14 protein-coding genes are annotated in these 14,585 nt (G+C 68.8%); 5 read left to right on the top strand and 9 right to left on the bottom strand.

Annotation, left to right across the window (positions count from 1 at the left end; all coding sequences use genetic code 11):
• Positions 1-62: 62 nt before the first annotated feature.
• The 5 genes from ptsP to AB0J09_RS17415 all read right to left on the bottom strand — a co-directional run bounded on the left by ptsP (position 63) and on the right by AB0J09_RS17415 (position 3,826).
• Entirely contained in the window at positions 63-1,730 is a 1,668-nt protein-coding gene (ptsP, locus tag AB0J09_RS17435; protein WP_360691315.1) for a phosphoenolpyruvate--protein phosphotransferase, read from the bottom strand.
• Entirely contained in the window at positions 1,727-1,987 is a 261-nt protein-coding gene (locus tag AB0J09_RS17430; protein WP_360691312.1) for an HPr family phosphocarrier protein, read from the bottom strand. Before AB0J09_RS17430 ends, ptsP begins: the two co-directional genes overlap by 4 nt.
• An 83-nt stretch (positions 1,988-2,070) precedes the next feature.
• Positions 2,071-2,511, bottom strand: a complete 441-nt coding sequence (locus tag AB0J09_RS17425) for a PTS glucose transporter subunit IIA (RefSeq protein ID WP_360691310.1) — start codon at positions 2,509-2,511, stop codon at positions 2,071-2,073.
• Positions 2,512-2,521: 10 nt separating this feature from the next.
• Positions 2,522-2,785 carry a PTS glucose/sucrose transporter subunit IIB gene (locus AB0J09_RS17420; RefSeq protein ID WP_360691366.1) on the bottom strand — a complete coding sequence of 88 codons (264 nt, stop codon included), beginning with the start codon at positions 2,783-2,785 and terminating at the stop codon, positions 2,522-2,524.
• A 6-nt stretch (positions 2,786-2,791) separates the two neighbouring features.
• Positions 2,792-3,826: an SIS domain-containing protein gene (locus AB0J09_RS17415; RefSeq protein WP_360691307.1), complete on the bottom strand. Its 1,035-nt coding sequence runs from the start codon at positions 3,824-3,826 to the stop codon at positions 2,792-2,794.
• Between the two features lie 125 nt (positions 3,827-3,951).
• Here AB0J09_RS17415 and AB0J09_RS17410 point away from each other — a divergent pair, with 125 nt between their 5' ends.
• The 3 genes from AB0J09_RS17410 (at position 3,952) to AB0J09_RS17400 (ending at position 6,715) form a co-directional block, all read left to right on the top strand.
• Positions 3,952-4,692, top strand: a complete 741-nt coding sequence (locus tag AB0J09_RS17410; RefSeq protein ID WP_344996602.1) for a GntR family transcriptional regulator — start codon at positions 3,952-3,954, stop codon at positions 4,690-4,692.
• A 28-nt stretch (positions 4,693-4,720) separates the two neighbouring features.
• Positions 4,721-6,034, top strand: a complete 1,314-nt coding sequence (locus AB0J09_RS17405) for a PTS transporter subunit EIIC (protein ID WP_360691304.1) — start codon at positions 4,721-4,723, stop codon at positions 6,032-6,034.
• 228 nt (positions 6,035-6,262) lie between these two features.
• Positions 6,263-6,715 carry an Rv3235 family protein gene (locus AB0J09_RS17400; RefSeq protein WP_360691301.1) on the top strand — a complete coding sequence of 151 codons (453 nt, stop codon included), beginning with the start codon at positions 6,263-6,265 and terminating at the stop codon, positions 6,713-6,715.
• A gap of 45 nt (positions 6,716-6,760) precedes the next feature.
• On the opposite strand, the gene secA is transcribed toward AB0J09_RS17400, so the two are convergent.
• Positions 6,761-9,550 carry a preprotein translocase subunit SecA gene (gene secA, locus AB0J09_RS17395; protein WP_360691298.1) on the bottom strand — a complete coding sequence of 930 codons (2,790 nt, stop codon included), beginning with the start codon at positions 9,548-9,550 and terminating at the stop codon, positions 6,761-6,763.
• Positions 9,551-9,773: 223 nt separating this feature from the next.
• On the opposite strand from secA, the gene AB0J09_RS17390 reads away from it, so the two are divergent.
• Both AB0J09_RS17390 and AB0J09_RS17385 read left to right on the top strand, forming a co-directional pair.
• Positions 9,774-10,031 (top strand): HGxxPAAW family protein, encoded by a 258-nt coding sequence (locus AB0J09_RS17390; RefSeq protein WP_360691295.1) that lies wholly within the window; start codon positions 9,774-9,776, stop codon positions 10,029-10,031.
• 555 nt (positions 10,032-10,586) lie between these two features.
• Positions 10,587-11,780 carry a crosslink repair DNA glycosylase YcaQ family protein gene (locus tag AB0J09_RS17385; protein ID WP_360691292.1) on the top strand — a complete coding sequence of 398 codons (1,194 nt, stop codon included), beginning with the start codon at positions 10,587-10,589 and terminating at the stop codon, positions 11,778-11,780.
• A 35-nt stretch (positions 11,781-11,815) separates the two neighbouring features.
• Here AB0J09_RS17385 and AB0J09_RS17380 read toward each other — a convergent pair whose 3' ends face one another.
• The 3 genes from AB0J09_RS17380 to AB0J09_RS17370 form a co-directional block, all read right to left on the bottom strand.
• Positions 11,816-12,514, bottom strand: coding sequence for a response regulator transcription factor (locus tag AB0J09_RS17380; protein ID WP_360691289.1), 699 nt, complete (start codon positions 12,512-12,514; stop codon positions 11,816-11,818).
• A gap of 171 nt (positions 12,515-12,685) precedes the next feature.
• On the bottom strand, positions 12,686-13,354 hold the full coding sequence (raiA, locus tag AB0J09_RS17375; protein ID WP_360691286.1) for a ribosome-associated translation inhibitor RaiA: 669 nt from the start codon (positions 13,352-13,354) through the stop codon (positions 12,686-12,688).
• Between the two features lie 628 nt (positions 13,355-13,982).
• On the bottom strand, positions 13,983-14,489 hold the full coding sequence (locus AB0J09_RS17370; protein ID WP_360691283.1) for a hypothetical protein: 507 nt from the start codon (positions 14,487-14,489) through the stop codon (positions 13,983-13,985).
• Positions 14,490-14,585 lie beyond the last annotated feature (96 nt).

Below are 14,585 nucleotides of genomic sequence, written 5' to 3'. Positions count from 1 at the left end.
CCAGGCGTGCTCCGGCGTGGGCCCATCTCAAGCTGAGGCGGGCTGAGGCCGGCCTGGGCGGGTTACAGGCCCAGCCGGTCGAGGCCGGGCAGGTGCGCTCGGGCCGCCGCACGCGCGTAACCCGCCGTCGGCTGCGCCCGCGTGGCCTCGGCGGCACGGCGGCACTGGTCCAGCGTGTGCGCGGCCAATACGGCGCGTACGGCGGGCAGCGCGGCGGCCGCCATCGACAGCGTGGAGACCCCGAGCCCGACGAGCACGCACGCCAGCGCCGGGTCGGCGGCCGACTCGCCGCAGACGCCGCACGGCTTGCCGGTTTTCGATGCGGCGTCCGCGGTCATGGCGACCAGGTCGAGCAGCGCGGGCAGCCACGGGTCGTGCAGCGCGCTCACGGCGGCGACCTGGCGGTCGGCGGCGAAGGCGTACTGGGCGAGGTCGTTGGTCCCGATCGAGACGAAGTCCACCCGGGCGAGCAACTCCCGGGCCCTCAGCGCGGCAGACGGGATCTCGATCATCACACCCACGTCGCTCAGGCCCCTGGCCCGGCACTCCTGCGCGAACCAGCCCGCCTCCTCGGCCGTGGCCACCATCGGCGCCATGACCTGGAGCCCTGGGGACGCGACGGCCGCCAGCGCGCCGAGCTGCGCCTCCATGACGTCGGGGAACCTCCTGAACCTGCGCAGCCCCCGCTCCCCCAGCGCCGGGTTCGGCTCGGGAGGCGCGGGCAGGAACGCCAGCGGCTTGTCGGCCCCGCCGTCCAGCGTGCGCACGATCACCTTGCCGCCGGGGAACGCCTCCAGCGCCGCCTGGTAGGCACGCCGCTGCTCCTCGGCGGAGGGCGGCTCGGTCCTGTCGAGGAAGAGGAACTCGGTCCGGTAGAGCCCGACGCCCTCGGCTCCCGCACTGATGGCGTCGTCGAGTTCGGACGGGCCGCCGATGTTAGCGTGCAGCGGAACCGCGTGCCCGTCGGCGGTCCTGCCGGGACCCTTCGCCGAGGCGAACGCGGTCTGCCTGGCGGTGTCCGCGCCGACCGCCTCGGCCACGTCGGACTCGGCCGGCTCCACGCGCACGTCTCCCGAGGTGCCGTCGGCCATCACCCGGACGCCAGGGCAGATGGTGGTCGCACCCGGGCAGGCCACGACGGCGGGCACGCCCATCGCCCTGGCGATGATCGCGGTGTGGCTGGTGGGGCCGCCCTCCTCGGTGACGAACGCGGCGACGTCCTGCTTACGCAGCAGCGCCGTGTCGGCGGGGGCGAGGTCCCTGGCGACCAGCACGTACGGCTCCTCGGGAGCGATCGGGAGCCCCTGCATGGCGCGCCCGTAGAGCAGCGCGATCACGCGGTCCCTGATGTCGTCGAGGTCGGCGGCGCGCTCGCCCAGGTAACCGCCGGAACCGGCCAGCACGTTCCGATATTTCGTGAAAGCTTCAAAGATCGCCCTGGGAGCGGCCAGGCCGCGGTCGATCAGCGTTCGCACCTTCACGACCAGCCCGGGGTCCTCCGCCATCAGCGCCTGGGCCTTGAGTATCTCCTCGGCCTCGCCGCCCGCGCGGTTGCCGCGGGCCTCGAGCTCGCCCGCGACCTGCGTGAGCGCGACCATCGCGCGCTCCTTCTCCTGATCCGCCTCGCCTGTGTAGGTGGCGCCCTCGGGGGGTTCGGGCACTGAGACGGTCAGCACGTAAGCGGGGCCGTGCCCGATGCCCGGGCTGACCCCGACCCCCCGCAGGTTCATGGCGTGCCGGCGATCTCGGCCAACTCGTCGAGGACCTCTTCCGCGCCCTCGCCGTCCGCGCTGATCACGACGGTCTCACCCTGCCTGACGTCCAGCGCCATGATCGCGAGGATGCTCTTGCCGTTGACCTTCTCCCCGCCGTGGGACTTCGTCACCGTGATGTCCATGGGGGCCTTCTTGGCCCGCTGGACGAAAGTCGCGGCGGGCCGGGCGTGCAGCCCCACCTCCGCAGCCACGGTGACCTTACGCTCACCCATTACTCCTCCTTCTGTGCCGGTCCAGACCAGCCGGACCCTCTGTCTGATAGCGCCCGTTCATTGTGACGCCTCGGCCGCCGTGGCTAGTCCCATCGGAAAAGCTCGTCTCCCATATGCACTGCCCCCTCAGCGACCGCGCTCACGGAGTCGGCGTCGAGCGCCACGACCGGGCAGACGGGAGAGCGCCCGCCCGCCTCGATGACCGCCGGGTCCCACGCCACAATGGGCTGCCCGGCGCTGACCCTGTCGCCCTCGGCGGCAAGGAGCTGGAACCCCGTGCCTTTGAGCTGGACAGTGTCGATTCCCAGGTGCACCAGCACGCCTTTGCCGTCGTCGCCCACGATCACGTACGCGTGCGGATGCAGTTTCATGATTTTTCCCGCTATGGGGGCTACGGCCTTCCCGGGCCCCCTCAGTGGATCGATCGCCGCTCCCGGCCCGACGAGCCCAGCGGAGAACACCGGATCGGGCACGGCGGCCAGCCTCACAGCCTCCCCCTCGACCGGGGCGAGAACAGTCGTCATGATCTCGCCCTTAGCCGATGATGTCCTCGATGTCGCTGGCGATGGTGTCCGCCTCCGGCCCCACGACGACTTGGACCACGTTTCCCGCGGCCATCACGCCGTGCGCGCCCGCCGCCCTGAGTGCGGCCTGGTCGACTTTGGACGCGTCATGCACCTCCGTGCGCAACCGGGTGATGCAGGGCTCGATCTCGATGATGTTGTCGGCCCCGCCGAGCCCGGCGATGATCGCGTTCGCATCCGCCGCCATCCGGCCCTCCCTAGCTTTTGTGACCAGGTTAAATCAGTCGGTCTGGGTGACCTTGTTCAGTCCGCGCGGCGCGTCAGGGTCGATGCCGAGCCTGCGGGCCAGCGCCTCGGTGAGCAGTTGGCCCGGCACGATCAGGCCCATGGGCGCCACCCATTCGGGCAGGTCGGGGCCGTTCAGCGCGGCCGTGCCCGCCCGCGCCAGCGCCTCGCCGCCCCCGACCGTGTACGCCGCCGCGCCTGCAGCCACCACGCGCTCGGCCAGCGAGATCGTGCCGGGCAGCGTCGGGCTGTTCTGGGCGGCGACCAGCAGCGCGGGGGTGTCGGCGTCGACCACGGCGATGGGGCCGTGCAGCAGGTCGGCGTACGACAGGCCCATGGCGTGCAGGTAGCAGGCCTCCTTGAGCTTCAGCGCTGTCTCCAGGGCCGTCGAGAACGCCAGCCCGCGCCCGGACACGACGACACCTGGCTTGTCGAACAGCCCCTCGACCACGGCGTCCAGATCGCCCGGCTCGGCGATCAGCTTCTCCACCGCCTCGGGCACCCGCCGCAGGTCGTCCGCGTCCACGTCGGCGCCCAGCCCCAGCGCGAGCACGGCCAGCGCGGCGAGCTGCGTCGTGTACGTCTTCGTCGCGGGAACGGCCTTCTCCTCCCCGGCGACCGTGCACAGGGCCACGTCGGCGGCCTGCGCGAGGGGGCTGTCCTCTCCCCCGTTCGTGATGCCGACGGTCCTTGCCCCGCAGTCCTTGGCCCAGGCCAGCGTCTCGACAATCTCCTCAGTGCGCCCCGACTGCGAGATCGCGACGGCCAGCACCCCGTCCAGGTCGAGCCGGCGCTTGTACGTCGTCGCGATCGAGGGCGCGGCCAGCGCGGCCAGTCGACCGGCGTGCGATTCGACCAGGTAACGGCCGTACACTGCTGCGTTGTCGGAGGTGCCCCGCGCGATGAACAGCAGCTGGCGAGTCTGCTCGCCCACCGCCCTCACCTCGCCGGCCCTCGGCAGCAGGGCGTCCAGCGTGGCCCGGAGCGCGGCCGGCTGCTCGGCGATCTCGCTGCGCATCTTCGTGGTCATCTCGGACTCATTCCTTAAATGGTTCCGGTGCGGGCTTGACCGCATTTCGCGACATGTGGTCTAGTCCGGACTAGACCAGTACGAACCATAACCCATTGCCCAGGTCACGTTCGAGGGGAGGATCCGTGGCGCACATCGATCCGGACAGCCCGGTGCCCAAGTACTTCCAGCTTCGCGAGATCCTGCTGGACCTCATCGACAGCGACGAGCTCAGCATCGGGGCGGCCATCCCGTCCGAGCGCGAGCTCTGCCAGCGCTTCGGCCTGTCCAGGATGACCGTACGGCAGGCCGTCGACCACCTCGTGTCCGAGGGCCGCCTGCACCGCGTGCCCGGCAAGGGAACGTTCGTCGCCCGACCCAAGATCGAGCTGGCGCTCCAGCTGACGTCGTTCACCGACGACATGAGAGCGCGAGGCATGATCCCGGGCTCGCGCGACCTCGACCGGCGGATCGTGCGGGCCAGCGCCCACCTGGCCAAGGAGCTGGGGATCCAGCCGGGCGAGGAGGTGCACTTCATCGAGCGGCTGCGGACGGCCGACGGGGAGCCGCTGTCCATCGAACGGGCCCACATCCCGGTCAAGCTCGCACCCGACCTAGGTTCCCTGGATCTGTCGGACAAATCGTTGTATGAGCTGTTGGAGAGCCGCTACGGCCTGGTCATGGACGCGGGCGAGCTCACCATCGACGGCGGCATCGCCGACCCGAGCGACGCCGACCTGCTGAAGCTGCCTCGCGGCGGCGCCGTACTGTTGCTGCAACGCAGGTCGTTCGCCGGCGGCGTCTGTGCGGAGCTGGGCGTGTCCACGTACCGCGCGGACCGCTACCAGCTGCGTACGATCCTGGAAATGCCCGTAAGACGGGGCTGAGGCCTCACCCGGCTCGGAGGAACGCCCGGTGAACGAGACCACCGCCGCCCGGCCTTCGCCGTTCGCTCGCGTGATGACCGTGCTCCAGCGGCTGGGCCGCTCCCTGATGCTGCCCATCGCCGCCCTGCCCGCGGCCGCTCTGCTGCTGCGCTTCGGCCAGCCCGACATGCTGGGCTCCAACGGCGCCGAGCCGGGGGGCCTGGCGGACGTGGCCGGGTTCGCCTGGATGAACCAGGTGGCCGAGGTGCTGGCCGCGGCCGGCGCGGCGCTGCTCGAGAACCTGCCGCTGCTGTTCGCCGTGGGGGTGGCGATCGGCTTCGCCCGCAAGGCCGACGGCTCCACCGCGCTGGCCGCCGTGGTCGGCTACCTGGTCTTCGACCGCGTGTCGAAGGTGATGTTCTTCGGCTCGGACATCAGGGACACCGTCCTCATCAAGGAGGTCCAGGCCCAGGGCGTCAAGGAGGTCATCGACTACGGCATGCAGAACCCGACCAAGGTCCTCGGCGGCATCGTCATGGGCCTGGTCACCGCCCTGCTCTGGCAGCGCTTCTACCGCATCAAGCTGCCGTCCTGGCTGGCCTTCTTCGGCGGGCGCAGATTCGTGCCGATCATCACCTCCATCGCGGCGCTGGTCCTCGGCGTGCTCTTCGGCTGGCTCTGGCCGGTGATCGGCGAGTGGATCCGCCACGCGGGCGAGGCCCTGGCCGCGCTCGGGCCGATCGGGACCGGCATCTATGGCCTGATCAACCGCCTCCTGATCCCCCTCGGCCTGCACCACTTCGTCAACTCGGTGGTCTGGTACGTGGTGCCGCAGTGCGATGTCGGCGGCCGCGTGCTGGGCGGGGACTGGAACTGCTACTTCGGCGGCGCCCCGCACTCCGGCCAGTTCATGGCCGGCTTCTTCCCGATCATGATGTTCGCTCTGCCCGCCGCGGCTCTGGCCATGTGGCGCGCGGCCCCGCCGCACCGCCGGGCCACGGTGGGCGGCATCATGCTGTCGGCCGCCCTGGCGTCGTTCGTCACGGGGATCACGGAGCCGATCGAGTTCGCCTTCATCTTCGTGGCGCCCCTGCTGCTGGTGGTGCACGCCGTACTGACCGGCCTGGCCATGGCCTTGACCACCTTGATCGGCGGCCAGCTGGGGTTCGGCTTCTCCGCGGGCCTGCTGGACATGCTCCTGAACGCCAGCAAGTCGAATACCCAGAACTTGCCCGGAATTCTGATATTGGGTGTCGTTTATGGGGTGGTTTATTACGTGGTCTTCACGTTCCTCATACGCAAGCTCAACATCATGACCCCGGGCCGCGAGCCCGAGCCGGACGTCGATTCGGGCGAAACCTAACTATCTCTTGGCTCGACCAGAACGGTTTGGGGCGTCCCTCAGGCAACATGATTACGCCCGAAACTGCCCTGCGACCCCACATCGGGGGATCCAACTTCCAGCAACCTTCTCCACCAAACCCGGACAAGCTCAATCGACGCTCGGAGAAGTTGGCGGCATTTGTATTCCTCAGCCAGACCAAAAACTCCTTAAAAGCGATTGTTTCTTCGCCAAGAGTTTGGAGGATGCGTGTCACCAGCCCCCCGCGTCGGCATCACCCCCGTCCCCGAGCCCCCGTACGACGAAGAGCAGCCGACGGCGCAACTCGGGACTCCGGAAATCCACGGTGCGCTGGCTCTGGACCCGCGCCCCCTGGTATGGGGCCCGCCAGGGGCCATTCCCGACGAGCGCAAGCTGCGCCACCTGGGACAGGCCCTGGCCGAGGTCCTGGCGGGCCGGCGCCCTCCGGAAACGGTGGCGGACAAGCTCACGGCCCGCGCCTACCGGGAGCTCGTCCAGGCTGGGCAGATGATCCAGACGGCCCGCCCGCCGTTCGCCGGAAGCGTGCACGTGAAGGAGCCCCGAGAGGGCGCGGTGGAGATGTGCCTCCTCATACATTGCGGCGAGCGCAACCATGTACTCGCCATCCGCCTCGAACGGAGAGGCGTCCAATGGCTCTGCACGGACTTCGAAACGGCGTAGGAAAAAGAGAGACCCCCACACGAAGCGGGGGTCTCTGAGGAGCTGTCAGGCGGCGTTCTTGGGATCGCCGTGGCAGCGCTTGTACTTCTTGCCGGACCCGCACGGGCAAGGCGCGTTACGCTCCACGTTCCCGTACGCGGCCCGCTCCTCCGAAGTGGTGCGGACCCGGGTGTGCTCGACGTCGCCCTGCTCGCCAGGCGCCGAGTATTCGAGCTCGGCGGGCCGCTCGGGCCCGCGCAGCCCGCGCGCGATGATCGAGCGGGTTTCCGCGATCACCGCGTCCTCTTCCTCGACGATCGGGTTTTCCTGGACCTCCACCTCGAGGTTGAACAGGAACCCGACGGAGTCCTCCTTGATGCCCTCGAGCATCGCGGCGAACATCTCGAAGCCCTCGCGCGCGTATTCGATCTTGGGGTCCTTCTGCGCGTAGGCCCGCATGCCGATGCCCTCGCGCAGGTAGTCCATCTCGTAGAGGTGCTCGCGCCACTTCCTGTCGAGAACCGAGAGGATCACACGGCGCTCCAGGTCGCGCATGGTCTCGGGGCCGAACTCGGCCTCGCGCCTGGCGTAGGCCTCGAGCGCGTCCGCCTTGACCTTCTCGCTGATGAGCTCGGCGGACAGCTCCTCGCGCCCGCCGGCCTCCTCGATGACGTCGTCGATCCTGACCGAGGTCGGGTAGAGCTCCCCGAACGCCTTCCACAGCTTGTCGAGGTCCCACTCCTCGGCGAAGCCCTCGGACGTGGCGCCCTGCACGTAGCCGTCGATCACTTCGCCGACGAAGCCGCGCACCTGCTCGTGCAGGTCGGCGCCCTCCAGGACGCGGTGGCGCTCGGCGTAGATGACCTTGCGCTGGCGGTCCATCACCTCGTCGTACTTGAGAACTTCCTTGCGGATCTCGAAGTTCTGCTGCTCGACCTGGTGCTGGGCGGAGGCGATCGCCTTGGAGACGATGCCGGACTCGATCGGCTGGTCGTCGGGGATGTTGAGCCTGGTCATGATCATCTCGACCCTGGCCGAGTTGAACAGGCGCATGAGGTCGTCGCCGAGCGACAGGTAGAACCGCGACTCGCCGGGGTCGCCCTGACGGCCGGAACGGCCACGGAGCTGGTTGTCGATGCGGCGCGACTCGTGCCGCTCGGTGCCGAGGACGTAGAGGCCGCCGAGCTCGGTGACCTCGTCGTGCTCGGCCTTGACCGCCGCCCTGGCCTTCTCCAGCGCCTCGGGGTACGCCTTCTCGTACTCCTCCGGCGTCTCGACCGGGTCGAGCCCGCGCTGGCGCAGCTCGAGGTCGGCGCGGAACTCGGAGTTGCCGCCGAGCATGATGTCGGTGCCTCGACCGGCCATGTTGGTGGCGACGGTGACGGCGCCCTTGCGGCCCGCCTCCGCGATGATCGCGGCCTCGCGGGCGTGGTTCTTCGCGTTGAGCACCTCGTGCGGCACGCCGCGGCGCTTGAGCGCCTTGGAGAGCCGCTCGGACTTCTCCACCGAGGTCGTGCCGACGAGGACCGGCTGGCCGGCCTCGTAGCGCTCCTTGATGTCGTCGACCACCGCGTCGAACTTGGCGTCCTCGGTCTTGTAGACCACGTCGGCCTGGTCCTTGCGGATCATCGGCCGGTTGGTGGGGATCGGGACGACGCCCAGTTTGTACGTCTGGTGGAACTCGTTGGCCTCGGTGACGGCCGTGCCGGTCATGCCGGACAGCTTCTCGTAGAGGCGGAAGTAGTTCTGCAGGGTGACCGTGGCGAGGGTCTGGTTCTCGTCCTTGACCTTCACGCTCTCTTTGGCCTCGATGGCCTGGTGCATGCCCTCGTTGTAGCGGCGGCCGTGCAGAATGCGGCCGGTGAACTCGTCGACGATCAGGACCTCGCCGTCGGAGACGATGTAGTCCTTGTCCTTCTTGAACAGCTCCTTGGCCTTGAGCGCGTTGTTCAGGAAGCCGACGAGGTGGGTGTGCTCGGGCTTGTAGAGGTTGTCGATGCCGAGCCAGTCCTCGACCTTTTCGACACCGGCCTCCAGAATGCCGACCGTGCGCTTCTTCTCGTCGACGATGTAGTCGCCGGTGCTCTCCTCGCCGGGGTTCTTCGCCTCGACGCCCCTGCGCAGCCGGGGCACGATCTTGGCGAACTCCTGGTACCACTTGCCCGACTGCTCGCCGGGGCCGGAGATGATCAGCGGCGTGCGGGCCTCGTCGATCAGGATCGAGTCGACCTCGTCGACGATCGCGTAGTTGTGGCCGCGCTGCACGCACTCTTCGAGTGACCACGCCATGTTGTCGCGCAGGTAGTCGAAGCCGAACTCGTTGTTGGTGCCGTACGTGATGTCCGCCTGGTACTGCTTGCGGCGCTCGTCGGGCTGCTGGCCGGCCAGGATCATGCCGACCTCGAGGCCGAGGAACCGGTAGATGCGGCCCATGTTCTCGGCGCCGACCTTGACCAGGTAGTCGTTGACGGTGATGACGTGGACGCCCTTGCCCGCGAGCGCGTTGAGATAGGCGGGCAGCGTACAGGTCAGGGTCTTGCCCTCACCGGTCTTCATCTCCGAGATGTTGCCCATGTGGAGGTTGGCGCCACCCATGATCTGCACGTCGAAGGGCCGCTGGCCGAGCACGCGGCGGGCCGCCTCGCGCACGGTCGCGAACGCTTCGGGAAGCAGATCGTCGAGGGTGTCGCCGTCCGCATAGCGCTGCTTGAATTCGTCCGTCAGCGCACGCAACTCCGCGTCGGACAGGCTCGTGAAGTCGTCCTCGATGGAGTTGACCTGGTCTGCGATCCGCTTGAGCTTGCGCAGGGTCTTACCTTCGCCGGCACGTAGGATCTTGTCGAGAATGGCTGCCACTTTATGTAAAGCTCCTCGCAGGTCTACCCCGGCGGCGCCGCCAGGAGGAGAGGCCGAGACAAACTTCCCCGTTGCCATCGTAGGCGGTTCCGCAACCAGACACAGCCACCGTGACGACGAGGGCGCCTGACCCGTCTGGGAGAATGGGGCAAGGCAGAGGGTATGCCGGTTGAGAGCCGGCTCGCACCAATAAGCGCGATAACCGGCAAAGGAAGGATTAGTCATGGTTGAGGCGAAGTCGGAGCATGCGGAGAATCTCGGCAGCCACGGCGGGCGCGCGTCTTCGTGGCTGGCGGTGACCGTGATGCTGGTGGGCACCGTGGTGGCCGGCTTCGGCCTGACTGCCGCCAACTGGACGATGGTGTGGGTCGGCGCCGGCGTGTTCGTCGTGGGCGGCATCCTGGCCCTCGTCTTCGACATCTTCACCGACGTCGTGATCGACGCGCCGCGCGTGGGCATGCACGCCGAGGATCACCGCTGACGCAGGCTGCACCAAGCGGGCACCCGCCCCAACGGGTGCCCCGCCACCGCCCTCATCCCCGACCCCGGATCCCGGGCGTGTCTCCAGCGCTCATGCTCCCCGCACCGCAGCCCATGCGCGACACGGCACGGCCCCGATGACGCCTCCGTACCACCGAACTGGCGCCCGGCATCCGGCACGGCTGTGATGGCGGTCCTCCGGCGTGCGCGTGGCGGGCCGGCTCGCCGGCCCGCCACATGCTTATGACCGGGCCCGACGGCGGCCACAAATCAGCACAAGCAGCCCGCGAAACACCAGCGCCGGGGCGAATGCGCGCGCCGCGAACACGCCAGCGCCAGGGGGAATGCGCGCACCGCGACGCCGGGTGGCGGCGACGCGTGGACGAACTGCACACGGCACGGCCGAGCACGGCGCGATGCGGTGACGGGCTCAGCGCGAGGCAGGACCGGCGGCCCGAAGCCGGGACCAGCCGCTCGGGCCAGGCCGGACGGGCGCCGTTTTGTCGGTCGTCGCCGCTACATTGCTTCGCATGCATCGCCGTACGGAATCTCAGCCATGACCGGTGTCACCGACCTCACCCCCGACGAGGCGCGCCGGATCATCCTCCGTTCGCAGGGCCTGATCGGCGCCGACGCCCGCAAGGCCGGCGCGCACGCCATGCTGCGCAGGCTGGGCGCCGTGCAGCTCGACACGATCTCGGTCCTGGCCCGCTCCCACGAGCTGGTCGCGTACGCCCGCCTGGGCGCGGTGGGCAGGCCCAAGATCGAGCGGGCCTACTGGCACAATCCCGCCCAGAGCTTCGAATACTGGTGCCACGCCGCCTGCATCCTGCCCATCGAGCACTGGCCGCTCTATTCGTTCAGGCGCCGGGCATACCTCAAGCGGCGCTACCGCTGGCACGAGGTCCCCGACGGCGTCGACAAGCTGCTCACGCAGGTCCGCGAGCAGGGCCCGCTCACGACCTCCGACGTCGGCGGCGCCAAGAACGGCGGCCCGTGGTGGGACTGGTCGGACTCCAAGATCGGGCTGGAATGGCTGCTCGACATCGGCGAGCTGGTCTGCAGCCGCCGCGTCGGCTGGCGGCGCGTCTATGATCTGGCCGAGCGCGTGGTCCCCGCCGGCCTGCTGGCCGAGGACCTCTCCGACGAGGAGTGCATCGCACGCCTGGCCGCCGTGGCGGGCCGCTCTCTGGGCGTGGCCAACCGGACCGACCTGCTCGACTTCCTCCGCCTCAGGGGCGAGCACGCGGCCATGCTCGACGAGCTGCTCCTCAGCGGCGCCGCAGGCCTGGTGCCCGTGACGGTCACGGGCTGGCCGGGCAAGAAGGGCCGGCCCAACGCCTGGGCGGACCCGGCGGCCCTGGAGTCCGAGCCGCGCGGCCGGCACCGCACGACGTTGCTGTCGCCGTTCGACTCCCTCATCTGGCACCGCGGCCGCACCGAGCGCGTCTTCGGCTTCCAGTACACGCTCGAGCTGTACGTCCCCAAGCACAAGCGCGTCCACGGCTACTTCACGATGCCGGTTCTGGCCGGCGGCCGCCTGATCGGCCGCGTCGACCCGGCCCGCGAGGGCACCACCCTGGTCATCAAGCAGCTCCACCTGGAGCCGGGCCTCTCGACCGCCAAGTGGGCCGACGCATTAAGCGACGCCCTGTGGTCGGCGGCCGAGTGGGTGGGCTGCGACGCCGTACGCGTCGAACGCGCCGACCCACCGGAGCTGGTCCCATACTTGGCTCAGTCAGTACGGTGACTGCTCGAAGGGGGTCGGCTTCGCCCGTCACGCCGCTAGGTGATCTCCAGCATGCGCTCCCGCACCGCGTACACCACAGCCTCCATGCGCGAATGCAGCTGGAGCTTGTCGAGGATGTTGCGCACGTGGTTCTTCACCGTGTTCTCGGAGATGAACAGTTGCTTGGCGATCTCGCGGTTGTTCAGCCCCTTGGCCACCAGTCGCAGGACCTCCATCTCGCGGTCGGTCAGCCGCGGCACGGGGAGCTGGGGCGGGCGCTCGGCCTCCTTGCGGCTCATGTTCGCGAACTCGCTGATGAGCTTGGCGGCCATCGCCGGGTTGATTAACGACTGGCCCTCGTGCACGCCCCGCACCGCGGCCGGCACGTCGTTGATCTGGACGTCCTTGAGCAGGTAGCCGGTGGCTCCCGCCTTGATCGCCTCGAAGAGATCTTCTTCCTCGTCGCTCACCGTCAGCATGATGATGCGGGTGCTCGGGACGGAGGCCTTGATGCCCTTCGTCGCCTCGATCCCGTCCTGCCGCGGCATGCGGACGTCCATGAGGGCGACGTCAGGCATGAGGCGATCGGCTAGTTCGACCGCCTCCTGCCCGTCGCTCGCCTCACCGACCACCTCGATGTCGGGCTCAGCGGCCAGCGCAAGCGCCAGGCTCCTCCGGATCAGCTCGTGATCGTCAACGATCAGCACGCGGATCGGCTCGCTCACTGACGGGCGAGCCTCGCCGGACTCGGTCACGAGGCCTCCTCGATGTGCCTCGCGACTGCCTTTCCCTCGCTTCGCTCGCTCACCTGAACCTGACTGAGCTCGCTCACGTCTCCTCCTCGTCGGGGGGCCAGAGCCGTTGAACCGCCATGATGGCACGTGGCCGCGGTTCTCGGGTGGTCGAGAAGATCTTTTAGCGCGCGATCAGGGCTCTACGAGCCGCAACACGCCGTAGTTGTAACCACGTCTGCTGTAAACGACGCACGGCTGGCCGCTCTCCTTGTCACGGAACAGGTAGAAATCGTGTCCGACCAGCTCCATCTCGAGGAGGGCCTGGTCGATGGTCATGGGCTCCGCCTTGTGGAACTTCTCCCGTACGATGAGCGGCCCTTCGCCGTCCATCTCTATCGGGACGATGTCGTCGTAGCGCTGGTCGCTCTGGGCCAGCTCGTCCTCGTCGGGCTCGGCCTGCCGCTTGGGGACGGTGGGCTCCGTCCGCGGGGCCAGGTCGGCGACGTCAGGGAGCGTCGCGGTGATCTCCGCCACCGAAGGCGGGCAGTGGTTGCCGTGATGGACCTTGCGCCGGTCGGCCAGTCGCCTGAGACGGCCTTCCAGCTTGTCGAGAGCCATGTCGAGGGCTGCGAATCGGTCGTCGGCCGAGGCCTCGGCGCGGATGGCCGGTCCTCGGGAGTGAATGGTGAGCTCGACGCGCTCGCGCTGGTCGGCGAGGCGCGGGTTGCGTTCCTTCGACACCTCCACATCGACTCGGATGAGTTTGTTGTCCAGACGTTCGATCCTGGCCAGCTTGGTCGTCACTTGGTCGCGGAACCGATCACTCACTCCTGTGTGCCGGCCCTTGACGATGATGTCCATGCAACAGCCCCCCTTCGGTCTAACGACTGAGCAAGAGCGTCCGACGACGTACGTGTCGGACGAGGTCTGTTGTCTGCCTTTCTCTCACCGTTACCCTCTTCCGACTCTGCGTCCTCGGGAACTCAGGTGGCACCCGCCCGGCCGACCTGGTCTTCGACCCCACATCCGCCTGCTGAGGGTCTCGCGGCTCTGTCGCCACTACTGCCCTTCTCTTCTTGCGAGGGTCATCTGGGCCCTCGGGAAGGCAGGACTTACCCCTAAGCCGCACCGTGATCGGTCGACAAAGAGTCGCCTTACGTGGACCGTTTTGCCTGCGGCTGGCATCGGCTAGCAGAGCCGGGAACCCCGACCCTGCGCAACCACGGACCCGAACGGGTGCCATGTCAGAACGCTATCCGTATCCAGCACGAATGTCAGCCGGAGGATCGGCCAAAGGATCACGTACTGTGACTTTCCCGGGGTCTTCGGGGGGCCCTATATGCCCTATTTAACCGATCGGCAACCCTTATGAGTACGGGGCTCCCGCCCATTGAGCAGCCCCACCGCGGCCCTGGGGGAAGCGACATGTGACCTCCAGGTGAGGGTCATGATTTGGATCTTTCTTTACGGACTGTGATCGCAATCCTTTTCAAGATCTTCGGCGTGTCGCGGCCACGGTCACCGCCAGCGGCACCCGTACCCCCGCCGACCGCAGCGCCCGGGTGGCCTCGACGAGGGTGGCGCCGGTCGTGACGATGTCGTCCAGGAGCAGCGCACAGGCCGCTGGAGGGACTTTCGCGGCTTCAGGCACCTGGAGTGACCCCGCGAGATTGGAACTCCTCTCAGCGGAGCTCAGCCCCGCCTGGTCGGCGACCCACCTCGACTGGCTCAGGCCGGTCCAGGTCTCGGCCCGCATGCCGTACGCCCGCAGCTGCCCCGTGACCAGCACCGCCAACCGCCCGACCGGATCGTGCCCCCGATGCCGCCGCGTCCGCCGCGCGCTGGGCACCGGCACCACCGCGAACGGCCTGTCCGCCCAGGACGCCGCCCCGGTGCCGGTGATCGCCCTCACGACGGTGAACGCCGCGGCCTCCGCCAGCACCCCCGCCAACGCCACCGCCCCGTGCTCCTTGTACGCCACGATCGCCTTGCGCACCGCGCCGTCGTACGGCGCCGCCGACCAGCAGTCGGGCATGCCGCTCGGCACGGTCGCGGCCGTCGACCGGCTCATCGCCGACGGCGACAGCCTGTA

Source organism: Nonomuraea sp. NPDC049784, from assembly GCF_040659615.1.
Taxonomy (GTDB): Bacteria; Actinomycetota; Actinomycetes; order Streptosporangiales; family Streptosporangiaceae; genus Nonomuraea.
Note: the sequence above shows the minus strand (reverse complement) of the source record. Positions and strands in the feature narration are given on the sequence as shown.